Annotated in this window: 21 protein-coding genes and 2 pseudogenes; 9 read left to right on the forward strand and 14 right to left on the reverse strand. The window is 68.8% G+C overall.

Translation table 11 applies throughout. The features are described from left to right. Window positions 1–86: 86 nt before the first annotated feature. Window positions 87–2,807 carry a PepSY domain-containing protein gene (locus BLR99_RS10770; RefSeq protein ID WP_170838041.1) on the forward strand — a complete coding sequence of 907 codons (2,721 nt, stop codon included), beginning with the start codon at window positions 87–89 and terminating at the stop codon, window positions 2,805–2,807. Between the two features lie 32 nt (window positions 2,808–2,839). On the opposite strand, the gene BLR99_RS10775 is transcribed toward BLR99_RS10770, so the two are convergent. The 8 genes from BLR99_RS10775 to rpmH form a co-directional block, all read right to left on the reverse strand. Next, entirely contained in the window at window positions 2,840–3,781 is a 942-nt protein-coding gene (locus BLR99_RS10775; RefSeq protein WP_011797786.1) for a hypothetical protein, read from the reverse strand. Between the two features lie 118 nt (window positions 3,782–3,899). Next, a complete protein-coding gene (locus tag BLR99_RS10780; protein WP_011797787.1) occupies window positions 3,900–4,412 on the reverse strand; it encodes a Crp/Fnr family transcriptional regulator in 513 nt (170 codons plus the stop codon). Between the two features lie 97 nt (window positions 4,413–4,509). Continuing rightward, a complete protein-coding gene (mnmE, locus tag BLR99_RS10785) occupies window positions 4,510–5,958 on the reverse strand; it encodes a tRNA uridine-5-carboxymethylaminomethyl(34) synthesis GTPase MnmE (protein ID WP_011797788.1) in 1,449 nt (482 codons plus the stop codon). Between the two features lie 136 nt (window positions 5,959–6,094). Beyond that, window positions 6,095–7,681 carry an ABC transporter substrate-binding protein gene (locus tag BLR99_RS10790; protein WP_011797789.1) on the reverse strand — a complete coding sequence of 529 codons (1,587 nt, stop codon included), beginning with the start codon at window positions 7,679–7,681 and terminating at the stop codon, window positions 6,095–6,097. Between the two features lie 160 nt (window positions 7,682–7,841). After that, window positions 7,842–9,539: a membrane protein insertase YidC gene (gene yidC, locus BLR99_RS10795; RefSeq protein ID WP_011797790.1), complete on the reverse strand. Its 1,698-nt coding sequence runs from the start codon at window positions 9,537–9,539 to the stop codon at window positions 7,842–7,844. Then, a complete protein-coding gene (gene yidD, locus BLR99_RS10800; RefSeq protein WP_011797791.1) occupies window positions 9,536–9,853 on the reverse strand; it encodes a membrane protein insertion efficiency factor YidD in 318 nt (105 codons plus the stop codon). Before yidD ends, yidC begins: the two co-directional genes overlap by 4 nt. Then, a complete protein-coding gene (locus BLR99_RS10805) occupies window positions 9,850–10,380 on the reverse strand; it encodes a ribonuclease P protein component (RefSeq protein WP_011797792.1) in 531 nt (176 codons plus the stop codon). Before BLR99_RS10805 ends, yidD begins: the two co-directional genes overlap by 4 nt. Window positions 10,381–10,531: 151 nt before the next feature. After that, window positions 10,532–10,666 (reverse strand): 50S ribosomal protein L34, encoded by a 135-nt coding sequence (gene rpmH / locus BLR99_RS10810; RefSeq protein WP_005798102.1) that lies wholly within the window; start codon window positions 10,664–10,666, stop codon window positions 10,532–10,534. Between the two features lie 365 nt (window positions 10,667–11,031). Here rpmH and dnaA point away from each other — a divergent pair, with 365 nt between their 5' ends. The 3 genes from dnaA (at window position 11,032) to gyrB (ending at window position 16,438) form a co-directional block, all read left to right on the forward strand. Further along, the gene (gene dnaA / locus BLR99_RS10815; RefSeq protein ID WP_017438449.1) at window positions 11,032–12,453 is read left to right on the forward strand and encodes a chromosomal replication initiator protein DnaA; all 1,422 of its coding nucleotides are present in this window, start codon (window positions 11,032–11,034) and stop codon (window positions 12,451–12,453) included. A 159-nt stretch (window positions 12,454–12,612) separates the two neighbouring features. Continuing rightward, window positions 12,613–13,731: a DNA polymerase III subunit beta gene (dnaN, locus tag BLR99_RS10820; protein WP_011793198.1), complete on the forward strand. Its 1,119-nt coding sequence runs from the start codon at window positions 12,613–12,615 to the stop codon at window positions 13,729–13,731. A 73-nt stretch (window positions 13,732–13,804) separates the two neighbouring features. Further along, window positions 13,805–16,438, forward strand: coding sequence for a DNA topoisomerase (ATP-hydrolyzing) subunit B (gyrB, locus tag BLR99_RS10825; RefSeq protein ID WP_011793199.1), 2,634 nt, complete (start codon window positions 13,805–13,807; stop codon window positions 16,436–16,438). 119 nt (window positions 16,439–16,557) lie between these two features. Here gyrB and BLR99_RS10830 read toward each other — a convergent pair whose 3' ends face one another. The 5 genes and pseudogenes from BLR99_RS10830 to BLR99_RS10845 form a co-directional block, all read right to left on the reverse strand. Further along, the gene (locus BLR99_RS10830) at window positions 16,558–18,264 is read right to left on the reverse strand and encodes an RNA-binding domain-containing protein (RefSeq protein WP_046060553.1); all 1,707 of its coding nucleotides are present in this window, start codon (window positions 18,262–18,264) and stop codon (window positions 16,558–16,560) included. Between the two features lie 137 nt (window positions 18,265–18,401). After that, window positions 18,402–18,623: pseudogene (locus BLR99_RS23770) on the reverse strand (hypothetical protein); the annotation flags it as partial. Between the two features lie 85 nt (window positions 18,624–18,708). Then, window positions 18,709–19,391 (reverse strand): annotated as a pseudogene (locus BLR99_RS23730) (AAA-type ATPase lid domain-containing protein); the annotation flags it as partial. Between the two features lie 52 nt (window positions 19,392–19,443). Then, window positions 19,444–19,575, reverse strand: coding sequence for a hypothetical protein (locus BLR99_RS23670; RefSeq protein ID WP_017438813.1), 132 nt, complete (start codon window positions 19,573–19,575; stop codon window positions 19,444–19,446). A gap of 38 nt (window positions 19,576–19,613) precedes the next feature. After that, complete coding sequence (locus BLR99_RS10845; RefSeq protein WP_011793202.1) at window positions 19,614–20,243, reverse strand: nucleotidyltransferase domain-containing protein; 630 nt, start codon at window positions 20,241–20,243, stop codon at window positions 19,614–19,616. A 105-nt stretch (window positions 20,244–20,348) separates the two neighbouring features. Between BLR99_RS10845 and BLR99_RS10850 the strand changes: the two genes are divergently transcribed. The 4 genes from BLR99_RS10850 (at window position 20,349) to BLR99_RS10865 (ending at window position 23,383) form a co-directional block, all read left to right on the forward strand. Continuing rightward, window positions 20,349–20,777 carry a YkgJ family cysteine cluster protein gene (locus BLR99_RS10850; RefSeq protein WP_011793203.1) on the forward strand — a complete coding sequence of 143 codons (429 nt, stop codon included), beginning with the start codon at window positions 20,349–20,351 and terminating at the stop codon, window positions 20,775–20,777. A gap of 172 nt (window positions 20,778–20,949) precedes the next feature. Continuing rightward, entirely contained in the window at window positions 20,950–21,387 is a 438-nt protein-coding gene (locus tag BLR99_RS10855; RefSeq protein ID WP_011793204.1) for an OsmC family protein, read from the forward strand. A gap of 70 nt (window positions 21,388–21,457) precedes the next feature. Then, window positions 21,458–21,718: an ATP-binding protein gene (locus BLR99_RS10860; RefSeq protein WP_017438814.1), complete on the forward strand. Its 261-nt coding sequence runs from the start codon at window positions 21,458–21,460 to the stop codon at window positions 21,716–21,718. 264 nt (window positions 21,719–21,982) lie between these two features. Continuing rightward, window positions 21,983–23,383 carry a homoserine dehydrogenase gene (locus tag BLR99_RS10865; protein ID WP_046060552.1) on the forward strand — a complete coding sequence of 467 codons (1,401 nt, stop codon included), beginning with the start codon at window positions 21,983–21,985 and terminating at the stop codon, window positions 23,381–23,383. Window positions 23,384–23,413: 30 nt separating this feature from the next. Here BLR99_RS10865 and BLR99_RS10870 read toward each other — a convergent pair whose 3' ends face one another. After that, entirely contained in the window at window positions 23,414–23,716 is a 303-nt protein-coding gene (locus tag BLR99_RS10870; RefSeq protein WP_011793207.1) for a hypothetical protein, read from the reverse strand. Window positions 23,717–23,853: 137 nt separating this feature from the next. Between BLR99_RS10870 and dinG the strand changes: the two genes are divergently transcribed. Next, window positions 23,854–26,079: an ATP-dependent DNA helicase DinG gene (gene dinG, locus BLR99_RS10875; protein WP_046060551.1), complete on the forward strand. Its 2,226-nt coding sequence runs from the start codon at window positions 23,854–23,856 to the stop codon at window positions 26,077–26,079. The last annotated feature ends 23 nt before the right edge of the window (window positions 26,080–26,102 follow it).

Raw genomic sequence — 26,102 nt, forward strand, 5'->3', positions numbered from 1 at the left:
ACGCCCGGATAGAATGACAATCATTCGCATGGCAAAGGCCTGGTGGAGCCCTCTGCCGGGCCATCCGTGCCTTCGCCTTCCCCCCCATGGCCCTCGATCCCGCGCACCCGCATGCGGCGCCCGTCCGCATGCCTCCTTCCACCCCGGCCGCGCCGGACCATCGGCGCAGGGCATTCGCATGGCCCGGGCTGCGCGCCGCCGTCGTCCAGTTGCACTGGTTCGCCGGCATCACGGCCGGCACCCTGCTCGTGGCCATCGGCCTGTCGGGCGCGCTGCTGGCCTTCCGCGAGGAAATCCTCGACCTGCTCAATCCGGGCGTTCGGCATGTCGCCCCCCAGGCCGGCCCGGCGCTGACGCCGCCCCAGTTGCTGGAAGCCCTGGCCCGCGACGGCGCCGCCGGGCGCCGCGTGAATGTGCTCACCGTGCAGTCCACGCCGGGCGTAGCCGCACGGGTCGGCTTCGCCGCCCTGCCCGGTGAGCGCCGCGGCGATACGGAATACCTGCATCCCTACACCGGCGCCGCGCAGCCCGCACTGCGCGGGGACGGCTTCTTCGAATGGGCCGAAGCCCTGCACCGCTGGCTGCTGCTGCCGCGCGAGCCGGGCCGCGTGGCCTCCGGCGTGCTGGCCCTGTGCCTGCTGGGCCTGTCGCTGTCCGGGCTGTATCTGCGCTGGCCCCGCCACCCGCTGCGCTGGCGCGCCTGGTTCGCGCTCGACACGCGCCGCAAGGGCCGTCCCTTCCTCTGGAGCCTGCACGCGGTGGCCGGCACCTGGGTCCTGGCCGTCTATGTGGGGCTCACCGCCACCGGGCTGTACTGGGCCTTCGACACCGTCCGCGACACCGTGGACGCATGGGCCGGACAGCCGCGCCCGCCCCGCCAGGCCACGGCCGCTCCAGCGCACGCCGCCAAGACACCGGCCCAGGCAGATCCGGCCCGACCCATGGATCTCACCGCTGCCTGGCGCGCGTTCTCGCAGCGGGCCCCGGACTGGCAGACGGCCGTGCTGCGGATGCCCCAGCGCGCGGACCAGCCCCTGCAGATCCTCTGGCTGGACCGCAACGCACCGCACGACCGGGCCCGCCACCGCATGGTGATCGACACGGTGACCGGCGCGGTCGCCACGGACGACCGCTATGGCCAGCGCAGCGCCGCGGTGCGCGCGCTCTCCACCTTCTACCCGCTGCACATGGGCACGTACTTCGGCCTGCCCGGCCGCATAGCGGTCACCGCCGCCGCCCTGGCCCTGCCGCTTTTCGCCGTGACGGGCTGGATGCTCTACCTCGGCCGGCGCCGCCAGCGCAGGGAGGCCGAAACCGCCCGGCAGGCCGTGGCGGTGCCGGCCGGCCCCCTCACCGCCAGCGGCTCCGCGAACGCAGCGGACACCGTCCTGGTGGCCTACGCCAGCCAGTCGGGAACGGCCGAGCGCATCGCCCGGCAGACGGCCGCGGCCCTGCACCAGTCCGGCCTGCCTTCGCAGGTCCGCGCGCTGCAGCATCTCGCGCCGGAAGACCTCGCGGGCCAAGCGCGCATCCTGGTGGTGGCAAGCAGCTTCGGCGAGGGCGAGCCGCCGGACACGGCGCGGCGCTTCATGCGCCTCCTGCAGCGCGGACCGTCGCGGGGCGCCCATCCGCTCGCGTCCGTGCGCTATGCGCTGCTGGCGCTCGGCGACCGGCACTACACGCACTTCTGCGGCTTCGGCCATGCCCTGGACGGGGAGCTGCGCCGCTGGGGCGCCCAGCCCCTGTTCCCGCTGATCGAGGTGGACGGCGGCGATGCCGGCGCCCTGGCCCGCTGGCGCGAAGCGCTCACGGCACTGGAGGGCGCGCGCGCCTGGGCAGCCGATGCCCCGGCCCTGCAGGCCCCGTCCCTTTCAACGGACCTGGAGTCCTGGCGGCTCGAAAGCCGGGAGACGCTCAACCCCGGCAGCCTGGGCAATCCCCTGGTGGAGATCACGCTCAAGCCCGCGGTGGCCGGCACCCCGCTCCACTGGCCGGCCGGGGCCCTCGTGGACCTGCTGCCTCGCCAGCCCGCGGACGCGGTCGGGCGCTGGCTGCGCGAGGCAGGCCTCGACGGCCAGGCCCCCGTCCAGGCCGGTGGAGCGCCCGAGCGGCTGGCCGACGTGCTGGCGCGCAGCGTGTTGCCCGCCCTGCCGCTACCGGAACGCCTGCATGCGCAGGCCTGCGCGGATGCGCTCGTTCCCCTCGCGCCCCGCACCTACTCCATCGCCTCCCTGCCGGAAGACGGCGCGCTGCAACTGCTGGTGCGACAGGAGCGGCATGCCCAGGGCCTGGGCATCGCGTCCGGCTGGCTGACCGCGCATGCCCCGCTGGGCAGCATCCAGACGCTGCGCTTCGTCGAGAACCCGTGCTTCGGCCTCGAAGGCACCGAAGGGCGCCCCTGCCTCTTCATCGGCAACGGCTCCGGGCTGGCGGGCCTGCGGTCGCTGCTGCGCGCCCGCGTGCGCGCCGGACAACAGCGCAACTGGCTGCTCTTCGGCGAGCGGCAGCGCGCGGCCGACACCCTGTGCGCCGGGGAAATCGCGCACTGGCAGGCCCGGGGCTGCCTGCCGCGCCTGGACCTGGCGTTCTCCCGCGATGCCGATGCGCCGCACCGCTACGTCCAGGACGCCCTGCGGGCGGCCATGCCGGAACTGCGCCGGTGGCTGGACGATGGGGCCGTGGTGTTCGTTTGCGGCAGCGCCGAAGGCATGGGCGCGGGCGTGGACCACGTGCTCTCCGACGCGCTGGGCGCCGAAGGCATGGATGCGCTCATCGACGCCGGCCGCTACCGCCGCGACGTCTATTGACGGAAGGCGGCGCGGTCCGCGCAGCCGCCCTTTCAGCGCAGTTCGCCGTACTGCGTATTGCTCAGGTCCGAAGCCGCCCGGTCATGGCCGGACATCTCGGTGTCCTCGACACCGTGGGCCGAAGGCGCGGGCGGCAGCAACGGCCCGGAACGCACCGTGGTGCCCGGCACGCTGGCCGCGGGCTGGGCACGGCCCGTGGCCGCGGCGCTGCCCAGCGCCCGCCGGAAGGCAGCGACTTCGTCCGCATCGATCGGGTCGTAGCCCTTGCCGGCCGCTGCGCCGGACCGGGTCCCCTCCACCGGCGCGTACGATGCCGGCGACGGGGGAATCTCGCGCGGTGCCAGCAGCGACACCGATTCGGCCGCCACGGGCGCCGCATGCACGGGGGCATGGGTGGGCGTGGGCGCTGTGCGGGGCGGCAGCAGGGGCGCCGGCGCCGAGGCAGGCCCCTGCTTCGGGTGGGCCTGCCCCGGGGCGGGGCCGGCGTGAGAAGGCGCGATCGGGGGATGCGCAGCACCCCGCCCCGGCACCCCCACCGCCACATGGTCGTTGATGCGCCAATAGACGGCCGTGACGAGGATGTCGAAGCGCGACTTCGCGGTCTGCGCGATCAGGGCTTCGATCTCGCTCAGGCGCGCGGTCTCTCCGCCATATTCGCGCCCCAGGTCGATCATCACCAGGAACTGCCGGCCCCTCTGGTCGAGCGACAGCACCTTGAACTTGTAGCCCGCCGACAGCACGCTCGCGCGCACCATGGCATCGCGCACCACCGTGTAGAGCAGTTCGCGCCGCTCCATGCGCTCGTTCTTGCGGTTGGCGGCGTGGTCGGCCGGAGCCGCGAGCACCGCGGGCTTGCCGCTGCGGCCCGGCATGAGCGGAACCGTGGCATCCGCGTCCAGCAGCCCGGCCGGCTCCACCGCGGGACGCGGCCGGGACGAGGGCTTTTTGCGGGAAAACCAGCTGAACAGCGACATGCGGAAGGCCTCTTGCGAGGATGCGGGCGAATGACAGCCAGTGTAGCTGCGGCTCCGCGCCCCGCCAGAACCCCGCACGGGAACCTGCCGGCATGGTCATTGTCCCGGCGCCCGGGTGTCAGGTTGCCGCAACACGACGGCGCCGGTTGCCCAGGCGCCGGGCCAGTACCGAGCCTGCCGCCATCGCCAGCGCCAGCGCCACGGCCGGCTGCCGGTTGGACAGCTCGGAAAACCGCAGCGCCGTCAACGTCCACAGCTTGCTGGGCGAACCCGCCTGGACCGTGGCGCTGCGCGGCCGGTGCGAGAAGAAAGCCCCCTCCCCCACCACGGACCCGGCACCCACGATGGCCAGGCGCAGGCGCCCCTTCTCGTCCTCGTAGTGCACGCTGCAGTTGCCGCTTTCGATGAAGTAGAGCGTCCGGTCCTGCACCCCCTGGGTGAAGAGCGTGTGGCCCGCCTCCACCTGCATGGGCAGCAGGTAGCCGGCCAGCAGGTCCCACTGCTCCGGCGTGAACGGGTTGTGCAGCCCATCTTCCGCCGTGGACTGGGACACGGCCTGCACGAGGCCGCCGAGATCGGCCTGGAGCACGGTCGAGGAAGCGGGAGGGGTGGAGGACAGGACGGCATTCATGGTGGCGGGACGGTATCCCCCCGCACCCCGGCACGCAAGGCAGGTTTACGTCTTCTTACATACGCCGATCCGCCCCGCGGAAACTTGCTGCCGCGCGCTACTTCCCGATGCAGAAACTCGAGAAGATGACCCCCAGCAGATCGTCGGACGTGAACTCCCCTGTGATGGCGTTCAGCGCCTGCTGCGCCAGCCGCAGCTCCTCGGCCAGGAGGTCGAGCGCGGGGCCGTCGCACTGCAACTGCGCCGCCGCCTCCATCAGGTGCATGTCCACCGCCCGCAGTGCTTCCAGGTGGCGCGCACGCGCGGTGTAGATGCCCTCCGGCGCGGACTGCCAGCCGGCGATGTCCAGCAGCACGCGCCGCAGCCCGTCCAGGCCCTCGCCCGTGCGCGCGGACAGGCGCACGGCGGCAGCCCGGCCGGACGCGGACGCCGTGGCGACTCCGCCCTGCCCTGCTGCTGCGGAGCCCTCCGCGCGGTCGCTCTTGTTCCACACATCGACCACGGGCACATGCGCCGGCGCCATGCGGGCGAGACGGGCCGCGATCTCCGCATCCGCCGCTTCGTAATCCGGCTGGCCCGCGCGCGTGAGATCGTGCAGGAACAGCACCGCGTCGGCCGCGGCGATCTCCTGCCAGGCGCGCTCGATGCCGATCCGCTCCACCTCGTCGTCGCTCTCGCGCAGGCCCGCCGTGTCGATCACGTGCAGCGGCACGCCCTCGATCTGGATGGTCTGCTGCACCTTGTCGCGCGTGGTGCCGGCGATCGGCGTCACGATGGCCAGCTCCGCGCCGGCCAGGGCGTTCAGCAGCGAACTCTTGCCCGCGTTGGGCTGGCCCGCGATCACCACCTTGATGCCCTCGCGCAGCAGCGCGCCCTGCCGCGTGCGCCCCATCACCTCCGCCAGCGTGCGCTGCAGCGCCGCCAGCTGGCCATGGGCATCCGCCTTGCGCAGGAAATCGATCTCTTCCTCCGGAAAATCGAGCGTGGCCTCCACCAGCATGCGCAGGTGCACCAGCGCATCGCGCAGCCGGTGGATCTCGTCGGAGAAGGCACCCGCCAGCGAACGGCTGGCGCTGCGCGCGGCGGCTTCGGTGCTGGCGTCGATCAGGTCGGCGATCGCCTCGGCCTGCGCGAGGTCGATCTTGTCGTTCAGGAACGCGCGCTCGGTGAACTCGCCGGGCCGCGCCAGCCGCAGGCCCGGCAGGCGCGGCCGGCCCGTGGCACGGTCCGCCTCGCCGGCGGCCTGCAGGCAGCGGGCCAGCAGCAGTTGCAGCACCACGGGGCCGCCGTGCGCCTGCAGCTCCAGCACGTCCTCTCCGGTGTAGCTGTGCGGCGCGGGAAAATACAGCGCCAGCCCCTGGTCGATGGCCTGCCCCCCGGCATCGCGGAACGGCAGGTAGGTGGCCTCGCGCGGGCGCAGCGCACGCCCGCAGAGCGCTTCCACCAGCGGGCCGATCCCGCGGCCCGACACGCGCACGATGCCCACGGCGCCCCGCCCCGGTGCGGTGGCGATGGCGGCGATGGGATCGGTGTGGCGGGGCAGCATGGGCAGGACGGCCGCGGGGCGGCGGCAGGGGATGAGGGGAGGCGCGCATGATAAGCCCGCCCCCTGCCTCGGTTGCCCGTCGCCTCCCCCAAGCTGGGCCAAGGCCCGGAGCTGGGGGCCGGCCCGCCGGCCCGGCTTACTTGATGGTGGTCCAGGCCGGCATCGGGCGGTCGTCCGCGCGGTGCGGCGTGTCCATGCCCTTGCGCATCGCCCAGGGGCGGATCTGGTGGTGCAGCGGCAGGTAGTAGTACTCGTCCTTGACCAGCTTCAGGGCATCGGCGAGCAGCGCGTCGCGCTTGGCCTGGTCCATCTCCACCTTGATCTGGCCGATCATGCCGTCGAGCTTGGCATCGCTGAACCGGCCGCCGTTGTACACGCCCGCCGAGGTCTTGCCGTCCTTCGTGGACATCAGCGAATCCAGCGAATAGAGCGCATCGAACGTGGCCACGCCCCAGCCGAACAGGTAGGCATTCACGTCGTTGTTCATCACGCGCGTGACGAACTGCGACATCGGTGCCGTCTGCAGCGTGGTCTTCACGCCGATGCGCGTCCACATGGCCGTCACGGCCTGACAGATCGCTTCATCGTTCACGTAGCGGTCGTTCGGGCAATCGAGCTTGATCGCGAAGCCGTTGGGGTAGCCGGCATCGGCCAGCAGCTTCTTCGCGGCCTCGACGTCGTACTTGGAGGCACGCTCTTCCAGGGTCTTGCTCCAGCCATGCACCATCGGCGCCACCATGGTGCCGGTGGGCACCGAGAGGTTGCGCATGGTGCGGCTGTGGATGGTCGCGGAATCGATGGCCTGGTAGAGCGCCTGGCGCACGCGCTTGTCCTTGAGCGGGTTCTTGCCCGGGGTGCCGGCGCCCGGCAATTCGTCACGGAACTGGTCCAGGCCGAGGTAGATGGTGCGGTTCTCGGCCCCTTCGATCAGCTTGATGTCGGGGCTGGACTTCATGCGCGCCAGATCCTGCGGCGGCGGATCGGGAACGAAGTCCACCTGGCCCGAGATGAGTGCGGCCGAGCGCGTGGCGGCCGACTTGATGGGCGTGAACACCACCTCGTCGATGTTGCCCGTCGGCTTGTCCCACCAGTTCGGGTTCTTCTTGAGCGTGACCTTCACGTCGGGCTGCCAGCCCACCATGATGAAGGGCCCGGTTCCGTTGGCGTTGCGCGAGGCGTAGTTCTCTTCCTTGCCGGCGTAGTCCTGCGCCTTCACCGAGTTGTTCTTCTCGGCCCAGGCCTTGTTCATGATGCGCGCCTCGGTCAGCTCGCGCAGCAGCACCGGGCTCGGTCCCTTGAGGATCAGGTCCACGGTGAAGTCGTCAACCTTCTTCACTTCCTTCACGCTCTGCACCGACGACTGCATGTTGGACGGCGGCGTCATCGCCCGCGTGAGCGAGAACACCACGTCGTCCGCCGTGAACGGGGCGCCGTCGTGGAACTTGACCCCCTTGCGCAGTTCGAAGCGCACCTGCGTGGGCGAGACCAGCGTCCATTTCGTGGCCAGCGCGGGCTCGACCTGGTAGTTCTTGTCGTAGCGCACCAGGCTCTCGTACACCTGCTGCAGGAAGGCATGCGTGGTCTGGTGGTTCTGCGCGTGCGGGTCCACGGTCAGGATGTCGTTCGCGCCGGCCCAGCGCAGGGTGGCCGCATGCGCGGCCCCGGCGCCGAGGAGCACGGCAAGGGCGATCGTTCCGAGGGATAAATTCAAACGCTGCTTCATCTGCAAGCCTCCGGTCAAAGGGGGTCGATGGAAAGACCACTAGCCTAGCAATCCTCGTACCCAAAAGACAACGGCCACACGCAGGTGGCCGTTGGGGATTGCCCGGATGGCGCGCCGAAAAACGGCATCCGGATCACGCAGCGAAGCGGATCAGTTCACGTCAGCGGAACTTCGGCAGGTTGAACTGCGGCGGCACGCCCATGCGCTTGTTGATGATCCACTGCTGGGCGATCGACAGGATGTTGTTCGTCAGCCAGTACAGCACCAGGCCGGCCGGGAAGAAGAAGAACATCACGCTGAAGATCAGCGGCATGAACCACATCATCTTGGCCTGCATCGGGTCCGGCGGCGCGGGGTTGAGCGCCGTCTGCAACAGCGAGCTGGCCGTCATCAGCAGGGGCAGGATGAAGAACGGATCGGGCGAGGACAGGTCGTGGATCCAGCCGATCCAGGGCGCATTGCGCATTTCCACGCTCGACAGCAGCACCCAGTACAGCGCGATGAACACGGGGATCTGGATCATGATGGGGAAGCAGCCGCCCATCGGGTTGACCTTCTCCTCGCGGTAGATGCGCATCATCTCCTGCTGCATCTGCTGCGGCTTGTCCTTGAGGCGCTCGCGCATCTCCATGATCTTCGGGTTGATGGCCTTCATCTTGGCCATGGAGGCGTATGCCTTGGCGTTGAGCCAGTAGAAGGCGATCTTGAGCAGCAGCACCAGGCCCACGATGGACCAGCCCCAGTTGTTCAGGATCTTGTGCAGTTGCTCGAGCAGCCAGTAGAGCGGCTTGGCCAGGATGGTGAGCCAGCCGTAGTCCTTCACCAGTTCCAGGCCGGGCGACAGCTTCTCCAGCATGGTTTCGATCTGCGGGCCGGCGAACAGGCGCGCGTCCAGCGTCTTCGACTGGCCCGGGGCGATCTCGCCCACGGAGGTAATCATGCCCACCGAATAGAGGTTGGTGTCCACCTTGCGCACGAACAGGTCGCGCTGGATGCCGTCGGCCAGCAGCCAGGCGGTCGCGAAATAGTGCTGCACCATGGCCACGTAGCCGTTGGTGGACGACTTGTCGATCTCGGCCTTGCCGCTCTCGATGTCCTTGAACTCGACCTTGTGGTACTTCCTGGCCTCGGTATAGACGGCCGGGCCGGTGAAGGTGGAGTAGAACGACGACTCTCCCGGCGGCTTGTTGCCGTCGCGCACCAACTGCATGTAGAGCTGCGGCGACACGGGCGTCGTGCCCGTGTTGACCACCTCGTGCTTCACGGCGATGTCATACGCGCCGCGCTTCACCGTCCAGGTCTTGACCAGCTTCACGCCGCCCAGGTCGGGCGACTCGAAGCGGATGCTGATGTCGTTCTGCCCGTCCTGCAGGGTGCGGTTGCCCGGCACCACGGTCATGGGCGTCTTGTGCGTGGGGTAGTTCGCGCCACCGATCAGGCCGGTCTGCGCCACATAGACGCGCTGGGCGCTGTCGTCCAGCAGCGTGAACGGGCGGGACTTGTCCGCCATGTCGGGATAGCCCAGCAGTTCGCCGTGCGTGAGGGTGCCGCCTTCGCTGTCGAAGGTCAGGCGCAGCACGTCCGTGGTGACGGTCACGCGCTCGCGCGGCGCTGCAGGGGCCGCGGCCGCCGTGCCGCCGGGCACCTGCTGCGTACCCGCCGCGGGCGCCGCGCTGGGCGTGGGCACGCTGCCCGGGGCGCTGGCGCCGCCGCCGGCCGGCGCGGACGCCACCTGGGCCGGCACGGGCTCCGGGAAGAACGTGGCCTTGTGGCCGTTGTGTACTTGCCATTTGTCCCACAGCAGAACCATGGAAAAGCCAAATATCACCCACAGGATGGTACGGCGAATGTCGTTCATGAAGTCTTCTTTGGAGAGGAAGGGGTGGGGGTCGCGGCTGCGGCGGCCGTTGCCGGCCGCTCGGTCAGCCGGGAAAACAGGCGTGTCGCGCGCGGCGCTTCGGCAGACACCGGATCATGGCCGCCATCGCACCACGGATGGCAGCGCGCGAGGCGCCGCAGGGTGAGGTAGGAACCCGCGCCGGCGCCGTGCCGCTCCAGCGCCTGCAGCGCATAGGCGGAGCAGGTGGGCTCGAAACGGCAGGCCGACCCGAGCCACGGGCTCAGGAAGAAACGGTAGCCGCGCACCAGCGCCATGAGGAGCGAGCGCATCATGGCCGCGCGGCCTCCGGCACGGGCTCGGAAGCCGGCACGGCCGCCGGTGCCGGTGGCCGTGCCGACGGAGCGGGCTTGCCGCCGCGCTGCGGGCGGACGGCCTGCCCGAAAAGCTGCAGCAGCTCCTCGCGCACGGCGCGCCGCAGCGCGTCGGAGGTCGCGCTCGGAAACTGCTTGCGATCGAACCCCGCGCGCAGGCGCACCACGTGCGCGGCATGGCCCAGCTGCGGCGCGAACTCCGGCGCCACGGCGTAGATCTGCCGCTTGATGGTGTTGCGCGTCACCGCGCGCCGCGCCCAGCGCTTGGGCACCATCGCGCCCAGCCACGGGCCGGCGGCATCATGCACGGCAAACAGGGCCTGCGGAGCCTGCCGTTGCGGCAGGGCTCCGGGCCCTGGATGGGAATCGGAAAGGGTGGCAGAGCCTGCATCGAGGCGCAGGCGGTGCAGGGCGAAATGCGCCGTCCGGGAAATGGTTCCCCCGGCCATGGCGGCCTGGAACTGCGGACGGGTCTTGAGCCGGTGCATGGAACCATCCTCGCCCGCGTCACGGGCGGGACGCCGTGGCGGCCTCATACGGATCGGCAATCAGGGAAGCGAACGGAACGCGCGGCGGCGAGCGGTGCGGCAGCACGGCCAGGCGGAGCAACGCGGCGGCCTCCCTGAGCGCGAAGCCGTATCAGACGGCCAGGCGCTTGCGGCCCTTGGCGCGGCGTGCGTTGATGACGGCACGGCCGCCGCGCGTCTTCATGCGCACGAGGAAACCGTGGGTGCGCGCGCGGCGCGTCTTGGAAGGCTGGTAGGTACGTTTCATGATCGATTCCTCGAAGGTTCTTGGGTTTGCAGGCCCGGCTTCGATCGGCCGGACCCGTTGCGCGGACCACTCATAGAAGTGCCGCGCGAGCCGCACGCGCCGCCTGCCCTGAAATCACCGCATCGCACAAGGCAAAGCAGCAAGGCAGGAAGCCGCCCGGGCTTCATCGCCCTGAACGCATTCAGGGAAACCGGCGATTATCACAGGCTTGGCGGCAAGTGGCAATGCTCGGGCTGCGGATGCCCGGTGGCCGCACGGTTATAGCAGGCCCGCGGCCACCCCGCCCAGCTTGTGGATAACCCCTTGAAAAGCTACAATCCCAGGCCCTGATCCGTTCCTCCTATCCACAAAAAGAACCCGCCTTCATGACCGAGGAACCCTCCCGCAGCCCCGACTTCGACACCGACGCCGATCCCGGCCAGGGGCTGTGGCAAGCCTGTGTCGAGCAGCTCGCGCAGGACCTGCCCGAACAGCAGTTCAACACCTGGATCAAGCCGCTCGTCGCCCAGGTCGCTCCCGACTTCTCCAAGGTCACCCTGCTGGTGGCCAACCGCTTCAAGCTCGACTGGATCCGCGCCCAGTACGCGGGCCGCATCACCGCATTGCTCGAGGGCCTGTACGGCCAGCCGGTCACGCTGGAGTTAGCGCTCGCTCAGCGGGAAAGCGTTACCCGTACGGTGGTTCGCCCCGTGGTGCAGCAGCCCGCGGCCCCGGCGGAGACGCCCATCGGCTCCGCCCCGTCGGACGAGCCAGCGGCCGCGCCGTTCCGCTCGCGCCTCAACCCGGCACTCACCTTCGAGACCCTGGTGGAAGGCACGGCCAACCGCATGGCGCGTTCCGCCGCCATGCACGTCGCGGGCTCGCCGGGGCACCTGTACAACCCGCTCTTCATCTACGGCGGCGTGGGCCTGGGCAAGACCCACCTGGTGCATGCCGTGGGCAACCGCCTGCTGCAGGACAAGCCCGACGCCAAAGTTCTCTACATCCATGCCGAGCAGTTCGTCTCGGATGTGGTTAAGGCCTACCAGCGCCGCACCTTCGACGAGTTCAAGGCCCACTACCACTCGCTCGACCTGCTGCTGATCGACGACGTGCAGTTCTTCGCCAACAAGGACCGCACGCAGGAGGAGTTCTTCAACGCCTTCGAGGCGCTGCTGGCCAAGAAGAGCCACATCGTGATGACCTCGGACACCTATCCGAAGGGCCTCGCGAACATCCACGAGCGGCTCGTCTCGCGCTTCGACTCCGGCCTCACCGTCACCATCGAGCCGCCCGAGCTCGAGATGCGCGTGGCCATCCTGATCAACAAGGCCCGGGCCGAGAGCGCCGAGATGCCCGAGGAAGTCGCCTTCTTCGTCGCCAAGAACGTGCGCTCCAACGTGCGCGAACTCGAAGGCGCGCTGCGCAAGATCCTGGCCTATTCGCGCTTCAACCAGAAGGAAGTCTCCATCCAGCTCGCCCGCGAGGCGCTGCGCGACCTGCTGTCCATCCAGAACCGGCAGATCAGCGTGGAGAACATCCAGAAGACCGTCGCCGACTACTACAAGATCAAGGTGGCGGACATGTACAGCAAGAAGCGCCCCGCCTCCATCGCCCGGCCGCGCCAGATCGCCATGTACCTCGCCAAGGAGCTCACGCAGAAGAGCCTGCCGGAGATCGGCGAGCTGTTCGGGGGGCGCGACCACACGACGGTGCTGCACGCGGTGCGCAAGATCGCGGGCGAACGCCAGCAACTGACCGAGCTGAACCAGCAGCTGCACGTGCTGGAGCAGACGCTCAAGGGCTGAAAGCGGCCCGCAAGACCACGGTGAAGCCCGCCCGCGTCCAGGAAATGCCCCGGTTCCCGGGCAAAATGCCAGGTTGGCCGAGGGGTGCCGGCAAAGGCATCGCCCACGCGGCCGCCGGGCGGCCCGGCACCGTCGCACAAATCACTAGGGGTTGAAGACATGATCGTCCTGAAGGCAACACAAGACAAGGTTCTCGCGGTACTGCAATCGGTCGCGGGCATCGTCGAGCGCCGGCACACGCTGCCCATCCTGGCCAACGTGCTGATCCGCAAGACCGGCAATGCCCTGCAGCTCACCACCAGCGACCTGGAAATCCAGATCCGCACCACCGCGGAACTCGGTGGCGACACGGGCGACTTCACCACCACCGTGGGCGCGCGCAAGCTGATCGACATCCTCAAGACCATGCCCGCCGACCAGACGGTGAGCCTGGAGTCGCAGCAGTCCAAGCTGGTGCTCAAGGGCGGCAAGAGCCGCTTCACCCTGCAGTCGCTGCCCGCGGAAGACTTCCCCCTGGTGCAGGAATCCGCCGCCTTCGGCCCCGCCTTCAGCGTGCCGCAGAAGGTGCTCAAGGACCTGCTCGGCCAGGTGTCGTTCGCCATGGCGGTGCAGGACATCCGCTACTACCTCAACGGCATCCTGTTCGTGGCCGAGGGCAACACGCTGAGCCTGGTCGCCACCGACGGCCACCGCCTCGCCTTCGCCAGCGCCACGCTGGATGTGGAAGTGCCCAAGCAGGAAGTCATCCTGCCGCGCAAGACCGTGCTGGAACTGCAGCGCCTGCTGTCGGACGCCGGCGGCGAGAACCAGCCCCACATCGAGATGCAGTTCGCCAACAACCAGGCGAAATTCACCTTCGGCGGCATGGAGTTCGTCACCAAGCTGGTCGAGGGCAAGTTCCCCGACTACAACCGCGTCATCCCCAAGAACCACAAGAACAGCGTCACCCTGGGCCGCGCGCCCCTGCTGGCCAGCCTGCAGCGCACGGCCATCATGACCAGCGACAAGTTCAAGGGCGTGCGCCTGAACATCGAACCCGGCACCCTGCGCGTGGCGTCCAACAACGCCGAGCAGGAAGAGGCCGTGGACGAGCTCGACATCGACTACGGCGGCGACACCATCGAGATCGGCTTCAACGTCACCTACCTCATCGACGCGCTCGCGAACATGGGCCAGGACATGGTGCGCGTGGACCTCTCCGACGGCAACAGCTCCGCGCTGATGACCATCCCCGAGAACGACAACTTCAAGTACGTCGTGATGCCCATGCGCATCTGACGCACCGGTCCCCTGACTTTCTTTCGACCCCACCGGAAGCCGCGCGCGGCTTCCCCGGACCCCAAGGCCTTCCATGACCGCTGAGAACACCCTGCCCGAGCCCACCCTTCCCACGGGCGACAGCCAAGCGCAGTCCGTCGCAGCCCCCGACTCCGTGCCCGCCCAGGCCGCCGCGCCCAGCGACGGCTACGGCGAAGGCGCGATCCAGATCCTGGAAGGCCTGGAGGCCGTGCGCAAGCGCCCCGGCATGTACATCGGCGACACGTCGGACGGCACGGGCCTGCACCACCTCGTGTTCGAAGTGGTGGACAACTCCATCGACGAGGCGCTGGCCGGCCACTGCGACGACATCGTCGTCACCATCCACTCCGACAACTCCATCAGCGTGGTGGACAACGGCCGCGGCATCCCCACCGGCGTGAAGATGGACGACAAGCACGAGCCCAAGCGCTCGGCCGCCGAGATCGCCCTCACCGAACTGCACGCGGGCGGCAAGTTCAACCAGAACAGCTACAAGGTCTCGGGCGGCCTGCACGGCGTGGGCGTCTCGTGCGTGAACGCGCTCAGCAAGATGCTGCGCCTCACCGTGCGCCGCGACGGCAAGGTGCACCTGCTGGAATTCAGCCAGGGCTTCGTGCAGAACCGCATCCTGGAGACGGTGAACGGCGTCGAGGTCTCGCCCATGCGCGTGACCGGCGAAACCGACAAGCGCGGCACCGAAGTGCACTTCCTGCCCGACACCGAGATCTTCAAGGAGAACAACGACTTCCACTACGAGATCCTCGCCAAGCGCCTGCGCGAGCTCTCGTTCCTGAACAACGGCGTGCGCATCCGCCTCAAGGACGAGCGCACCGGCAAGGAAGACGACTTCTCCGGCGCGGGCGGCGTGATGGGCTTCGTGCAGTTCATCAACGCCAGCAAGAAGGTGTTGCACCCCAACGCCTTCCACGCCACGGGCAGCCGCCCCGCGGAGACCTACGGCGGCATCCCCGGCACCGAGATCGGCGTGGAAGTGGCCATGCAGTGGAACGACGGCTTCAACGAATCCGTGCTCTGCTTCACCAACAACATCCCGCAGCGCGACGGCGGCACCCACCTGACCGGCCTGCGCGCCGCCATGACGCGCGTCATCGGCAAGTACATCGAGCAGAATGAGCTGGCCAAGAAGGCCAAGGTCGAGGTGAGCGGCGACGACATGCGCGAAGGCCTGTGCTGCGTGCTCTCCGTGAAGGTGCCCGAGCCCAAGTTCAGCAGCCAGACCAAGGACAAGCTCGTCTCCAGCGAGGTGCGCGCGCCCGTGGAAGACATCGTCGCCAAGGCCCTCACCGACTACCTGGAAGAGCGCCCCAACGACGCCAAGATCCTCTGCGGCAAGATCGTGGAAGCCGCCCGCGCCCGCGAGGCCGCGCGCAAGGCCCGCGAGATGACGCGCCGCAAGGGCGTGCTCGACGGCATGGGCCTGCCCGGCAAGCTCGCCGACTGCCAGGAGAAGGACCCGGCCCTGAGCGAGATCTACATCGTCGAGGGCGACTCCGCCGGCGGCTCCGCCAAGCAGGGCCGCGACCGGAAGTTCCAGGCCATCCTGCCGCTGCGCGGCAAGATCCTGAACGTGGAGAAGGCGCGCTACGAGAAGCTGCTCACCTCCAACGAAATCCTCACGCTCATCACCGCCCTGGGCACCGGCATCGGCAAGGCCAGCGCCGACGGCACCGGCAAGGGCGGCGCGGACGACTTCAACGTGGACAAGCTGCGCTACCACCGCATCATCATCATGACCGATGCCGACGTGGACGGCGCGCACATCCGCACCCTGCTGCTCACCTTCTTCTACCGCCAGATGCCCGAACTGGTCGAGCGCGGCCACATCTACATCGCCCAGCCGCCGCTCTACAAGGTGAAGAACGGCAAGGAAGAGCTCTACCTGAAGGACGGCCCCGCGCTGGACACCTTCCTGCTGCGCGTGGCCCTGCGCGACGCCAGCGTGACCACCGGCGGCGAACAGGCCCGCACCCTGGACGGAGAGACCCTGAGCACCCTGGCGCAGAAGCACCAAGTGGCCGAGGCCGTCATCGAACGCCTCTCCGCCTTCATGGACCGCGAGGCCCTGCGCGCCATCGCCGACGGCGTCGCGCTCAACCTGGACACCGTGGAAGACGCCGAAGCCAGCGCCGTCGCCCTGCAGGCCAAGCTGCGCGAACTCACCACCACCGGCGTGCCCGCCGAAGTGGCCGGCGAATTCGACGCCCGCACCGACAAGCCCGTGCTGCGCATCAGCCGCCGCCACCACGGCAACATCAAGAGCAGCATCATCACGCAGGACTTCGTGCACGGCGCCGACTACGCCGCCCTGGCCGAAGCCGCCCACACGTTCCGCGGCCTGCTCGGCGAAGGCGCCAAGGTGCTGCGCGGCGAAGGCGAACGCCAGCGCGAGGAGAAAGTGAGCGACTTCCGCCAGGCCATGGCCTGGCTCATCAAGGAAGCCGAACGCACCACCAGCCGCCAGCGCTACAAGGGCCTGGGCGAGATGAACCCCGAACAGCTGTGGGAAACGACCATGGACCCCGAAGTGCGCCGCCTGCTGCGCGTGCAGATCGAGGACGCGATCGAGGCGGACCGGGTGTTCACGATGCTGATGGGGGATGAGGTCGAGCCGCGAAGGGACTTTATTGAGACAAATGCGTTGCGGGCGGGGAACATTGATGTCTAACGACATCGATCTTTGTTGTCTAAATAACGCTTAAAAACCGCGCTAGACAATATACAAATCAATAACTTAGGACAACGCCATGGTTAAACAACCCTGGTGGTTGTCTAGCTAGCTACGGGTCAACACAACCGCCAAACCGCAGCTGAGCGGGCCCCATGGGGACGGATCAGTCCAGCCCGCTTCATGCTTTGCATCAAGTTTTTGACCTTGTTGGCTTTCTGCACGTCAGTCAAAACATCTGGCAGCTTGCGAAGTAGCAAGGCGTCCAGATCCGTTCTAGTGGCTTGACCATACTGCTGCAGATAGTCCAGCACCAATTTTTGGTAGTACCGGTCATCCAGACCCCGCTGGTGGATGTACTTCGCCTTCTGCCCCAAGGCATCCGCCATCTTGGCCGAGATGAAATAGCCGGGCGCACGTCCTTCAATGAGCCCAAGATCGCGCAAACTCCGGGCCTCTGAAGGTGAGAGAGTCAGGCCCTTCTGCACCCTGTCCAGCAGCAGAACCTGGCCCAAGCCCAAATCCGAGCGCGCCATCAACACCCGCGCGAACTTGGAATCCAGCATCCGCCCCTGCAAGGTCAATTCCACGCGCGGAAACCCCTGCGCGGTCTGACCAAACTCGTAGTCGGGCAACGGAAACAGCCGCTGGCGCTGAGTCGTAAACATCCGGCGTATTCCGCTGCCCGCCTGCTCGATCATGCGCAGACGAATCATCGCGTCGACAAGCCACTGGTTGCGATAGTGCTCCGGCGGCGACTGGTGCTCCAGCATCCACGCCACGCTCTCCGGTATGAACTGCCCCAGATTGCTGAACACCAGCCGATCCGGGTGTTCCACCACATTGATCTTGCCGCCCAGCCCATAGTCTTGGTGCGCCACGCAGTTGTGCAGCGCCTCGCGCAGCACCCAGTTGTCGTACTGCGGCACAGGCGTGGGGAACAGCGAACCATCGGGCATGTGGTCCAGCGTCACATTGCGAATGCGGGCGCACAACTGCTCCGTGGCCAGGAGGAAGGGGACGCCAAACGGCTGTGACGTGACCGTATCGTTGCCCGCATCGCGCAGCACCCAGGTCATCTTCGCGTCCGCAGGAGCCAGGAAGTGCGAGGACTCATCCTTGCCCAACAGCAGCAGGGCTGCCCTGGTCACCCGTCCCTGCTTGGTCACACGGGCCTTGTTCAGCAGCGTGGGCACCGTCAATGCCGCCACCTCGGTACGGATCGCCTCGTGCTTTGAAGCGTCGGGCTCGCCACGCACCAAGTACTCGGCGTACCGCACCCGTGCGGCAGCAACGGCCTGAGGGTCCAGATCATGCAGCGTTGCCTCAGGCACCACCACGCCCGTCCAGTCTTCTGATGTGCCCAGAGCATTCCACAAGCGCGCTTCGTGGCTGGGGTAGTCCGCCAGTTTCACCAGGTGGCTGTCCACGCGGATGTAGCGTGTGTGTTGAAAGGCCATGGGCGCAGCGCGTGCGGAATGAATTTCGAGCATCACCACCCGCAGACCGTCACAGTCCAGCTCGTGGAAGGCAAAGTCGGCACGGGGCTGCGTCATTACCTGCAGCCACATCTGCAGAGACTGATTGCCAATCTTCTGCCCGAACGGATCGAACACCGTACCCAGCACCCGATGGCTGCCATCTTCCACGCCCCACACCAGCCAGGCGCGGTCGCGGCCTTGCAATGCAGCCGTGTTGGCCAACCCTGAAATGTAGGCACCGATCTTCTCGGGATCGGCCAAATTCGACTTGAACTCCACCACCGCCTGCTCACGCGGCAGACTCCGCAAGGACTCCAACATGGCTCGCAGGGCGGTGGGATTCATCAGCAAGGCTCCGAAGAAAAGCTAGCGGTCTCCACCAGCGCCTCGGCCAGACGGGCCTGCACGGACTGGCGTTTGGCCAGGCGCTGGCGCAGGTCGGCGCACAGGCGGCGCAGGGCGGTGACGCGGGTGACGATGCCGACCACTGCCAGCGGAACATTGGGCCTGTGGAACAGGACGTAGTCCGCACTCAAGATACTGTTCTTATCGCGAAATGCAGTATTTCCACGCACCACCACCCGTCCTGCACGCAACGTGTACTCGCGCAGCACCTGGGTGATCAGATCCCAGCCAGCGCAGGCAATGGCCGGACTGATGCGCTTCTCGCAAACGTCGGTTTCGCTCCAGTTTTTCTTGTCCATGGCTCCTCGCCCGTTCTTCCAGCCCTGGCCTCACCTATCCACGGCAGGAAGGATCATTATCCGAGAGGAATCCGCATGCAGGCACCTACCCCCGCACCGCCTCCCACTCCAACCCGAACTTGAGCAAATACTTCCGCAGCCGGTCCGCATCATTGACCACCGACCGCTGCGTGCGCGACTGGTCGAAGAGCCGCCGCCCCGCCTCCGAGAGCGTGGCGCACTCCCTGCAGACACGCACCACGGCCTCCAGTTGCAGGCGGTCGAACAGGTCCAGCGTGCGGGCCATGCCAGCGGGCAGCAGGCGGTCCAGCTCCTGATCCAGGTCGGCATACGGGCCTTCGCCACGGCCCCCGAGGCCCGCGGCTGAGCCGCCTGTCTGTGCATGGCGCAACTCCCCCGCCGGCTGCCAGAGCCACCGCAAGCGCTGGATCTCCGCATCGACCAGGGCGGTGGAAATCCGCCCCCGTCCGCCAGGGTCGCCATGCGGGTCACGCTGGCCGACAGGTCGCGGAAATTCCCGTTCCACGTGGCTTCCGGCGACCGTGCGAACTGCAGGTAGCGGGCCTTGGCCCCGGCGCTGAAGCGCACGGCGCGGCCGGCTTCCTCGGGCACGCGCGCGAGCAAGTGGTCCACGTTGGGCTCGATGTCCTCGGGGCGCCGCGCGAGGCCGGGCAGCACGTAGGACCAGAGGTTGATGCGGGCGAACAGGTCTTCGCGGAAGCGCCCCTCGGCGATGACGATGTGCAGATAGCAGTTCGTGCCGGTAACCCCGCTGGAAGTTGCAACCTTGTCTCGTCGAGCATCAGCTCTGAGCCAGGATTCAACGCGCAGTCAGAAGATCGGCCCGGTGCGCCTGCAACCAGTTCTCGGTGTGCGCCAGCAATTGCGCGGCCTGCTCTACGCAGGCCTGCAGCGTGGCAGTGGACACAGGGTCGCCCTCATAGTCGCTCACGCCGCGCTGCCTGCAGCAGTTTGGTGATGCCCGCGGCATCAGGCTGGTGGGCCTGCAGCCGCCCGATCGCCAGCAAGTTCTGCAAACTCATCGGCTCCTCCCTGGATGAACAATTTTGGCTTGGCCAGGATGTCGCGCGCAAATGCATCGCCGCTGCGCGCACGCGTCGCGAATTCCTCAGCCGTATAGAGCACAGGGTTCACCTCGCGGCCCAGTGCCGCATGCAGCGGAAAAATCACCTGTGCCAGTTCCACGAACCCTACGTCGCCCAGCACCAGCAGGTCCACGTCGCTGCCTGGCGATGGCGTCCCCCGTGCCACCGAACCGAAAACGAGCGCGATGCGGATCCGGTCAGCCAGTGGTGCCAATGCATCGCGCAGTGCTGGGACCACGCCATGCGTCTTGCGAAAGATCGATGACAGATCGCTGAACAGCGGGTGGCTTGTGTTCGCTTGATAGCGCACTTGGTTGCCCTGCTGGCTGCGCAGCAGCAGACCCGTAGCGGTGAGCTTGTCCACTTCGCGCGCCAGTGTGCCGGCATGGCTACCTGTAAGCCGTGCCAGCTCACGGAGATGGAACGTCTGCTGTGGCTGCAGCAACAGCGCAGCCAGTACCCGCTGCCTTGCGGCGGGGAACAGCAGATCCATCAAGGACGAAGTGTTGCTCATCGGGCTACGATTGTCGCCTTAAAGGCGACGATTACAGGATCATCGTGCTCGATCAAAGATTTATCTCTTGCACGACAATCCCGTGCCTGCCGATTCCACCCACCCATGCGCTCCCCCATTGCCATCGTCGATGTCGACAACCCCGCCACCTGGACCCGCTACCGCGCCGGCCTGTGCGCCACCTGCGCGGCCAACTGCTGCACCATGCCGCTGGAGGTGCAGCTGTCCGATCTGGTGCGGCTCGGGCTGGTGGATGCGTTCGAGGCGGAGCACGAGGAGCCGCGGCACATCGCGAAGCGGCTGCAGAAGGCGCGGCTGATCGACCACTTCAACCACAAGAACGTGGTGTTCACGATGGCGCGGCGGGCGAGCGGGGACTGCCATTTCCTGGACGCGGCCACGCGGCGCTGCACGGTGTACGAGGTGCGGCCGGACACCTGCCGGCTGCATCCGCAGAAGAAGAGCCCGCGCCCCGGCTGGTGCGCCTATGGCTCGGCCACGCAGGGGCAGGACGGCGGCGCACGGCAGCGCTGAGCGCGACCCGAGGGCCGTGCGGAAGAGCGACCTCGCGTGACGAAGGTCGTGGAACCGTTGAACTGGACTGTAGGACACGGACGGGGCCGTGGGCGCTCCCTGCGCCCACGCGCACGCGGCGCGAGCCATGCTGTGATGGCGGTTTGTCCCACCCACCGCAAAAGGAGTCCGCATGTCCGAGAAAACCGCTTCCGTCCATTGGCAAGGTGCCGGCAAGACCGGTCAGGGCCAGATCAGCACCGAGACCGGCGCGCTGAAAAGCTACCCCTACGGCTTCGGCAGCCGCTTCGGCGACGACCGCACGGGCACCAATCCGGAAGAAATCGTCGGCGCGGCGCATGCCGCCTGCTTCACCATGGCGTTCGCCTTCGCCTGCGAGAAGGCCGGCATCGCCACGGAAACGCTCGACACCACCGCCAGGGTGCGCCTGGCCAAGGAAGGCGAGGGCTTCAAGATCGACCGCATCGCGCTCACGCTCAAGGCCAAGGTGCCGGGCATCGACGATGCGAAGTTCCAGGAGATCGCGGCCGGCGCCAAGGCCAACTGCCCGCTCTCGAAGGCGCTCGCCGGGGTGCCGGAAATCACGCTGGACGCACAGCTCGTGGGCTGAGAGTCCGCGCTGGCATCATTGCCGGCAGCACGCCAGGACCGTGGCCGTGCCATCGCCTTGCCGGCCGTCCATGCCCCCTTCCACCCCCAAAGCCCTGCCCGCCATCGATCCCGACCGCTGCACGGGCTGCGGCCGGTGCGTGGCGGTCTGCGCACCGCATGTGCTGTCGCTGGACACAGGGGGCAGCCCCGGCCGGGAAGGTGCGCCTTCGCTGCCCTGGGGCCCCAAGCGGTCGGTGCTGCGCGACCCGGCGGGCTGCACGGGCTGCGCCCTGTGCGCCGTCCACTGCCCATTCGATGCCATCCGGATGGAGCGCACCGGGCCGCGGTGAAAGTCCGGCATTCCTGTACACTGCATCGCCATGTCGTTCGCACGCATCCCCAGCCCCCTGTTCCGCGCCCCCGTGGCCGCGGCGGCCTGCTGCGTGCGAATGACGATGATCACCATTACCACCGCGGCTGCCTAGCCTGCGCGCTGGGTGGCCGTTCCGACGGTCGCCTGGTGTCATTCCCTCCTCGAACGAACCCGGCCCGACCGCCGGGTTTTTCGTTTCCGGGCCTGAGCGCCCTTCGTTCGAGAGAAAGAGAGTGACCCGATGTTCAATGATCCCCAATGGCGTCCCCTTCCTGCCGCCGCCCCCGCCAGCGGTGCGGGCCTGCGTCCCCTGCGCGTGGGCATGATCGGCATCGGCACGGTGGGCCTGGGCACCTGGCAGGTGCTGGCACGCAATCAGGCGCAGATCGCGGCGCGCGCGGGCCGGGGCATCGAAATCGTGGCGGTGGCGGCCCGCGACCTGGCGCGCGCCAGGCGCGTGCTCGGCGACGGGGCCGCTGGCGTGGAGCTCACCGGCGATCCGCTGGCGCTGGCCACGCACCCTGGCATCGACGTGCTGCTGGAGGTGGCCGGGGGCACGGATGCCCCGCGCGAATGGGTGACGGCGGCCATGGGCCTCGGCAAGCCCGTGGTCACGGCCAACAAGGCGCTGCTGGCGGTGCATGGCAACGCGCTGTTCGCCCAGGCGGAGTCGCGCGGCGTGCCGCTCGCCTATGAAGCGGCCGTGGCCGGCGGCATCCCGATCGTGAAGGCACTGCGCGAAGGTGCCGCGGCGAACCGCGTGGAATGGCTGGCCGGCATCGTGAACGGCACCAGCAACTACATCCTGAGCCGCATGCGCCAGGCGGGCCTGGCGTTCGGCGACGCGCTGGCGGAAGCCCAGGCCCTGGGCTACGCGGAGGCCGATCCCACCTTCGATGTGGACGGCATCGATGCCGCGCACAAGACCGCCCTGCTGGCGGCCAACGCTTTCGGCATGCCCGTCCGCTTCGACCGTGCCCATGTGGAGGGCATCCGTGGCGTGGATGCGCTGGATGTGGCCGCGGCGCGGGAGTGGGGCCATGCCGTGAAACTGCTGGGCATCGCGCGGCGGCAGGGGGAATCGGTGGAGCTGCGGGTGCACCCTGCGCTGGTGCCCGCCACGCACCTGCTCGCGCAGGTGGAGGGGGCGATGAACGCCGTCATGCTGCGAGGGGATGCGCAGGGCATCGCGCTGCACTACGGCGCCGGGGCGGGAGCGGAGCCGACCGCCTCCGCCGTGGTCGCCGATCTGGTGGACCTGGCCCGCCAGACGGTGGCGCAGGCCGGCGGCCCCGTCCGCTGCACGGTGCCGCCGCTGGGCGTGCCGGTCGCGGCATGGGTCGATCGCCCCGTGCTGTGCATGGACGACGTGGTGACCCGGCATTACCTGCGCGTTCCCTTGCGCGAGGATGCCGAGGGCATCGCGCCGGCCGCACTGGCGCAGTGGCTGGCGCAGGCCGGTGTCGCCGTGGAACGGCTGGATGCCTGGCGTCCCCGGGGCCACGGCAGCGACCAGGCCCAGTTGCTGGCGCTCACCCGGCCTGCGCGGGACGGCGCCGTTCGCGACGTCCTGCAGCGCGCCGCCCAGGCGGACTGGTGCCTTGGGGCACCGGCGCACCTGCGCGTCGAAAACCTGGAATGACGGCCGGCAGGCCGCGGGGCGAACGGTGATTCAGCGCTTCTGCTTCTGGTAGGCCTCGTGGGCCGGGACGCCGCGGTCGGTGTCCTTGAGGCCCCGCTCCAGGTCGTCGTGGGCCTGCTTGATCTCCGGATCCGGGTGGCCGTCCGTCATGTCCACGGCCTGGTCGCGTTCGTGGGGCAGGCGCGCCTCCGGGCTGTTCAGGTTCTGCTGCTCGGCATCCGGTGCGGGGTGTTTCTGGGTGGTGTCGATGCGGCGCTCGACACGTTGGGGCACGCGGGCGGAAGCGGTGGGATCGGACCCTTGCTGGTCGGAGGAACGGGGGGCTTGGGACATGGGAAATCTCCTTGTGGGCACCGCCGGGAAGGGCGGTTGGCAGGCAGCTCGGGGTCTGTGGCTTTCCATGCTAGAAAGCGGGCCGCGCCCCGTCTGTAGTCCGCCGCGCACTGGCCTGGCCGGTACACTACCACTGTATGTCTCAACAGGAGTGGGCCGCGCAGGCCCTGCAGTCTTTCGATGCGGTGGTGCAGGCCACCGAGGGCTTGCGCAGCCGCGGCGGGCAGCGGCGCATGGCCGAGCAGGTGGCGCACACGTTCGCGCGGGCACAGCTCGGCAAGGTGGAGGCCGAAGACGGCGACAGCGCGCCTGCGCCGCCCGCGCGCTCCATCGCGGTGGTGCAGGCCGGGACGGGCGTGGGCAAATCGCTCGCCTACAGCGTGCCGGCGATCGCCATGGCGCTTGCGCGCGGCACGCGCGTGCTGATTTCCACGGCCACCGTGGCGCTGCAGGAACAGCTCGTGCAGAAGGACCTGCCGGCGCTCGCGGCCCGCATGCCGCAGCCCTTCCAGTTCGCGCTGGCCAAAGGGCGCGGCCGCTACGTGTGCAAGCTCAAGCTGGAGCGCCTGGCCGGCACCGGGGAGGCCGGTGACGAGGGGCCCGAGGACGACCTGTTCGCCGAGGAGGAGGCCGCGGCCCGCGCCGCCCGCCCGCGCCACGAGACCGAGGCACGCATGAAGTTCTACGCCACCATGGCCGACGTGCTCGCGCGCGGCGCGTGGGACGGCGACCGCGACACGCTGGAATCCCCGCCCGAGCCCGAGGTCTGGAGCCCGGTGGCGGCCGAGGCCAGTTCCTGCACCGGCAAGCACTGCCCGGCCTTCGGCCAGTGCACCTACTACGACCGGCGCAAGGCCCTGGTGGCCGCGCAGGTGATCGTGGCCAACCACGACCTGCTGCTGTCCTCGATCGGGGCGCGGCTGCTGCCCGAGCTGGACAACTGCCTGCTCGTGGTGGACGAAGCCCACCACCTGCCCTCCACCGCGCTCGACCAGTTCGCCTGCGAGGCGGACCTGAGCCGGCTGAACTGGATCGACAAGCTCGCGAGCCGCGCGCTGCGCATCGGCACGCTGATGGAAGTCGAGGAAGTGGCGGACATCCCCAACCATTCCGCACGGCTGCGCGCCGCGCTGCAGGACGCGGCGCGCATGGTCATGGACGTGTACGGCGACGAACTGCGCGCACCGCGGCCCGCCTGGGGCGGAGGGCGCACCGCATCCACGCAATCCTCCCGCATTCCCGCGGCCGCGGCGCCCACGCGCGCACGCGTCCCGGGAGGCGCGCTGCCCGAGGCGCTGGTGGAGCCCTTCAGCCAGGTGGCGCACCATGCGGCGGGCTTTCTCGACGCGCTGCGCGCCATCGCCAAGGCGCTGCGCTCGGAAATGCGCGACAAGCCCGACGAGGCGCGGCGCCTGTCCACGCTCTATGCGCAGATCGGCGCGCTCGCGCCCCGGCTGGAGGGCGTGCACGACACGGCCCAGCTGCTGCTGCAGGACGCGCCGGAGGGCGCCGTGCCGGCAGCCAAGTGGTTCACGCTGGCGGTGGATGGCGACTTCATCGTCGTCAAGGCCCATGCCAGCCCGGTACTGCCGGGCAATACGCTGCGCAACCACCTGTGGTCGGCCGTGCGCGGGGCCGTGCTCACCTCGGCCACGCTCACGAGCTGCGGCCAGTTCGATTTCTTCCTGCGCGAGGCCGGCCTGCACGGCGACGACGCCGTCACCACCCTGGAAGTGCCCAGCCCCTTCGACTATGCGCTGCAGGGCACGCTCGTGGCCACCGAGACCCAGGCCGATCCCCGGCAGGCGGCCGACTACACCGCAGAAATGGTGGACGCGCTGCTGAGCGACCTCGCCATGGTCGAGGCCGGCGCCCTGGTGCTGTTCACCTCGCGCGACCAGATGCGGCAGGCCGTGGACGCACTGCCCACCGCCATGCGCAGCACGGTGCTGGTGCAGACGCAGATGCCGCGCTCCCAGCTGCTGGCACGGCACCGAGAGCGCGTGGCGGCGGGCGAGCCGTCGATCATCTTCGGCATGCAGTCCTTCGGCGAGGGGCTGGACCTGCCCGGGGCGCTCTGCGAATCGCTCTTCATCACCAAGCTGCCTTTCGCGCCGCCGGACGACCCGGTGGGCGAGGCGCGGGCCGAGTGGCTGCGCGGCGCGGGGCGCGACCCGTTCAGCGAACTCGTGGTGCCCGCCACGGCCATCCGGCTCGCCCAGTGGGTGGGACGCGCCATCCGCACCGAGGAAGACCGCGCCCACGTCTATTGCTACGACAGGCGTCTGGTGCGCACGGCCTACGGCCAGCGGCTGCTCAAGGGCCTGCCGCCGTTCACGCTGCAGCGCCGCACCGCGGCGTAGCGCGCCTGGCGCGGGTCCAGGCG

It is taken from the genome of Paracidovorax citrulli (genome assembly GCF_900100305.1).
GTDB lineage: Bacteria > Pseudomonadota > Gammaproteobacteria > Burkholderiales > Burkholderiaceae_C > Paracidovorax > Paracidovorax citrulli.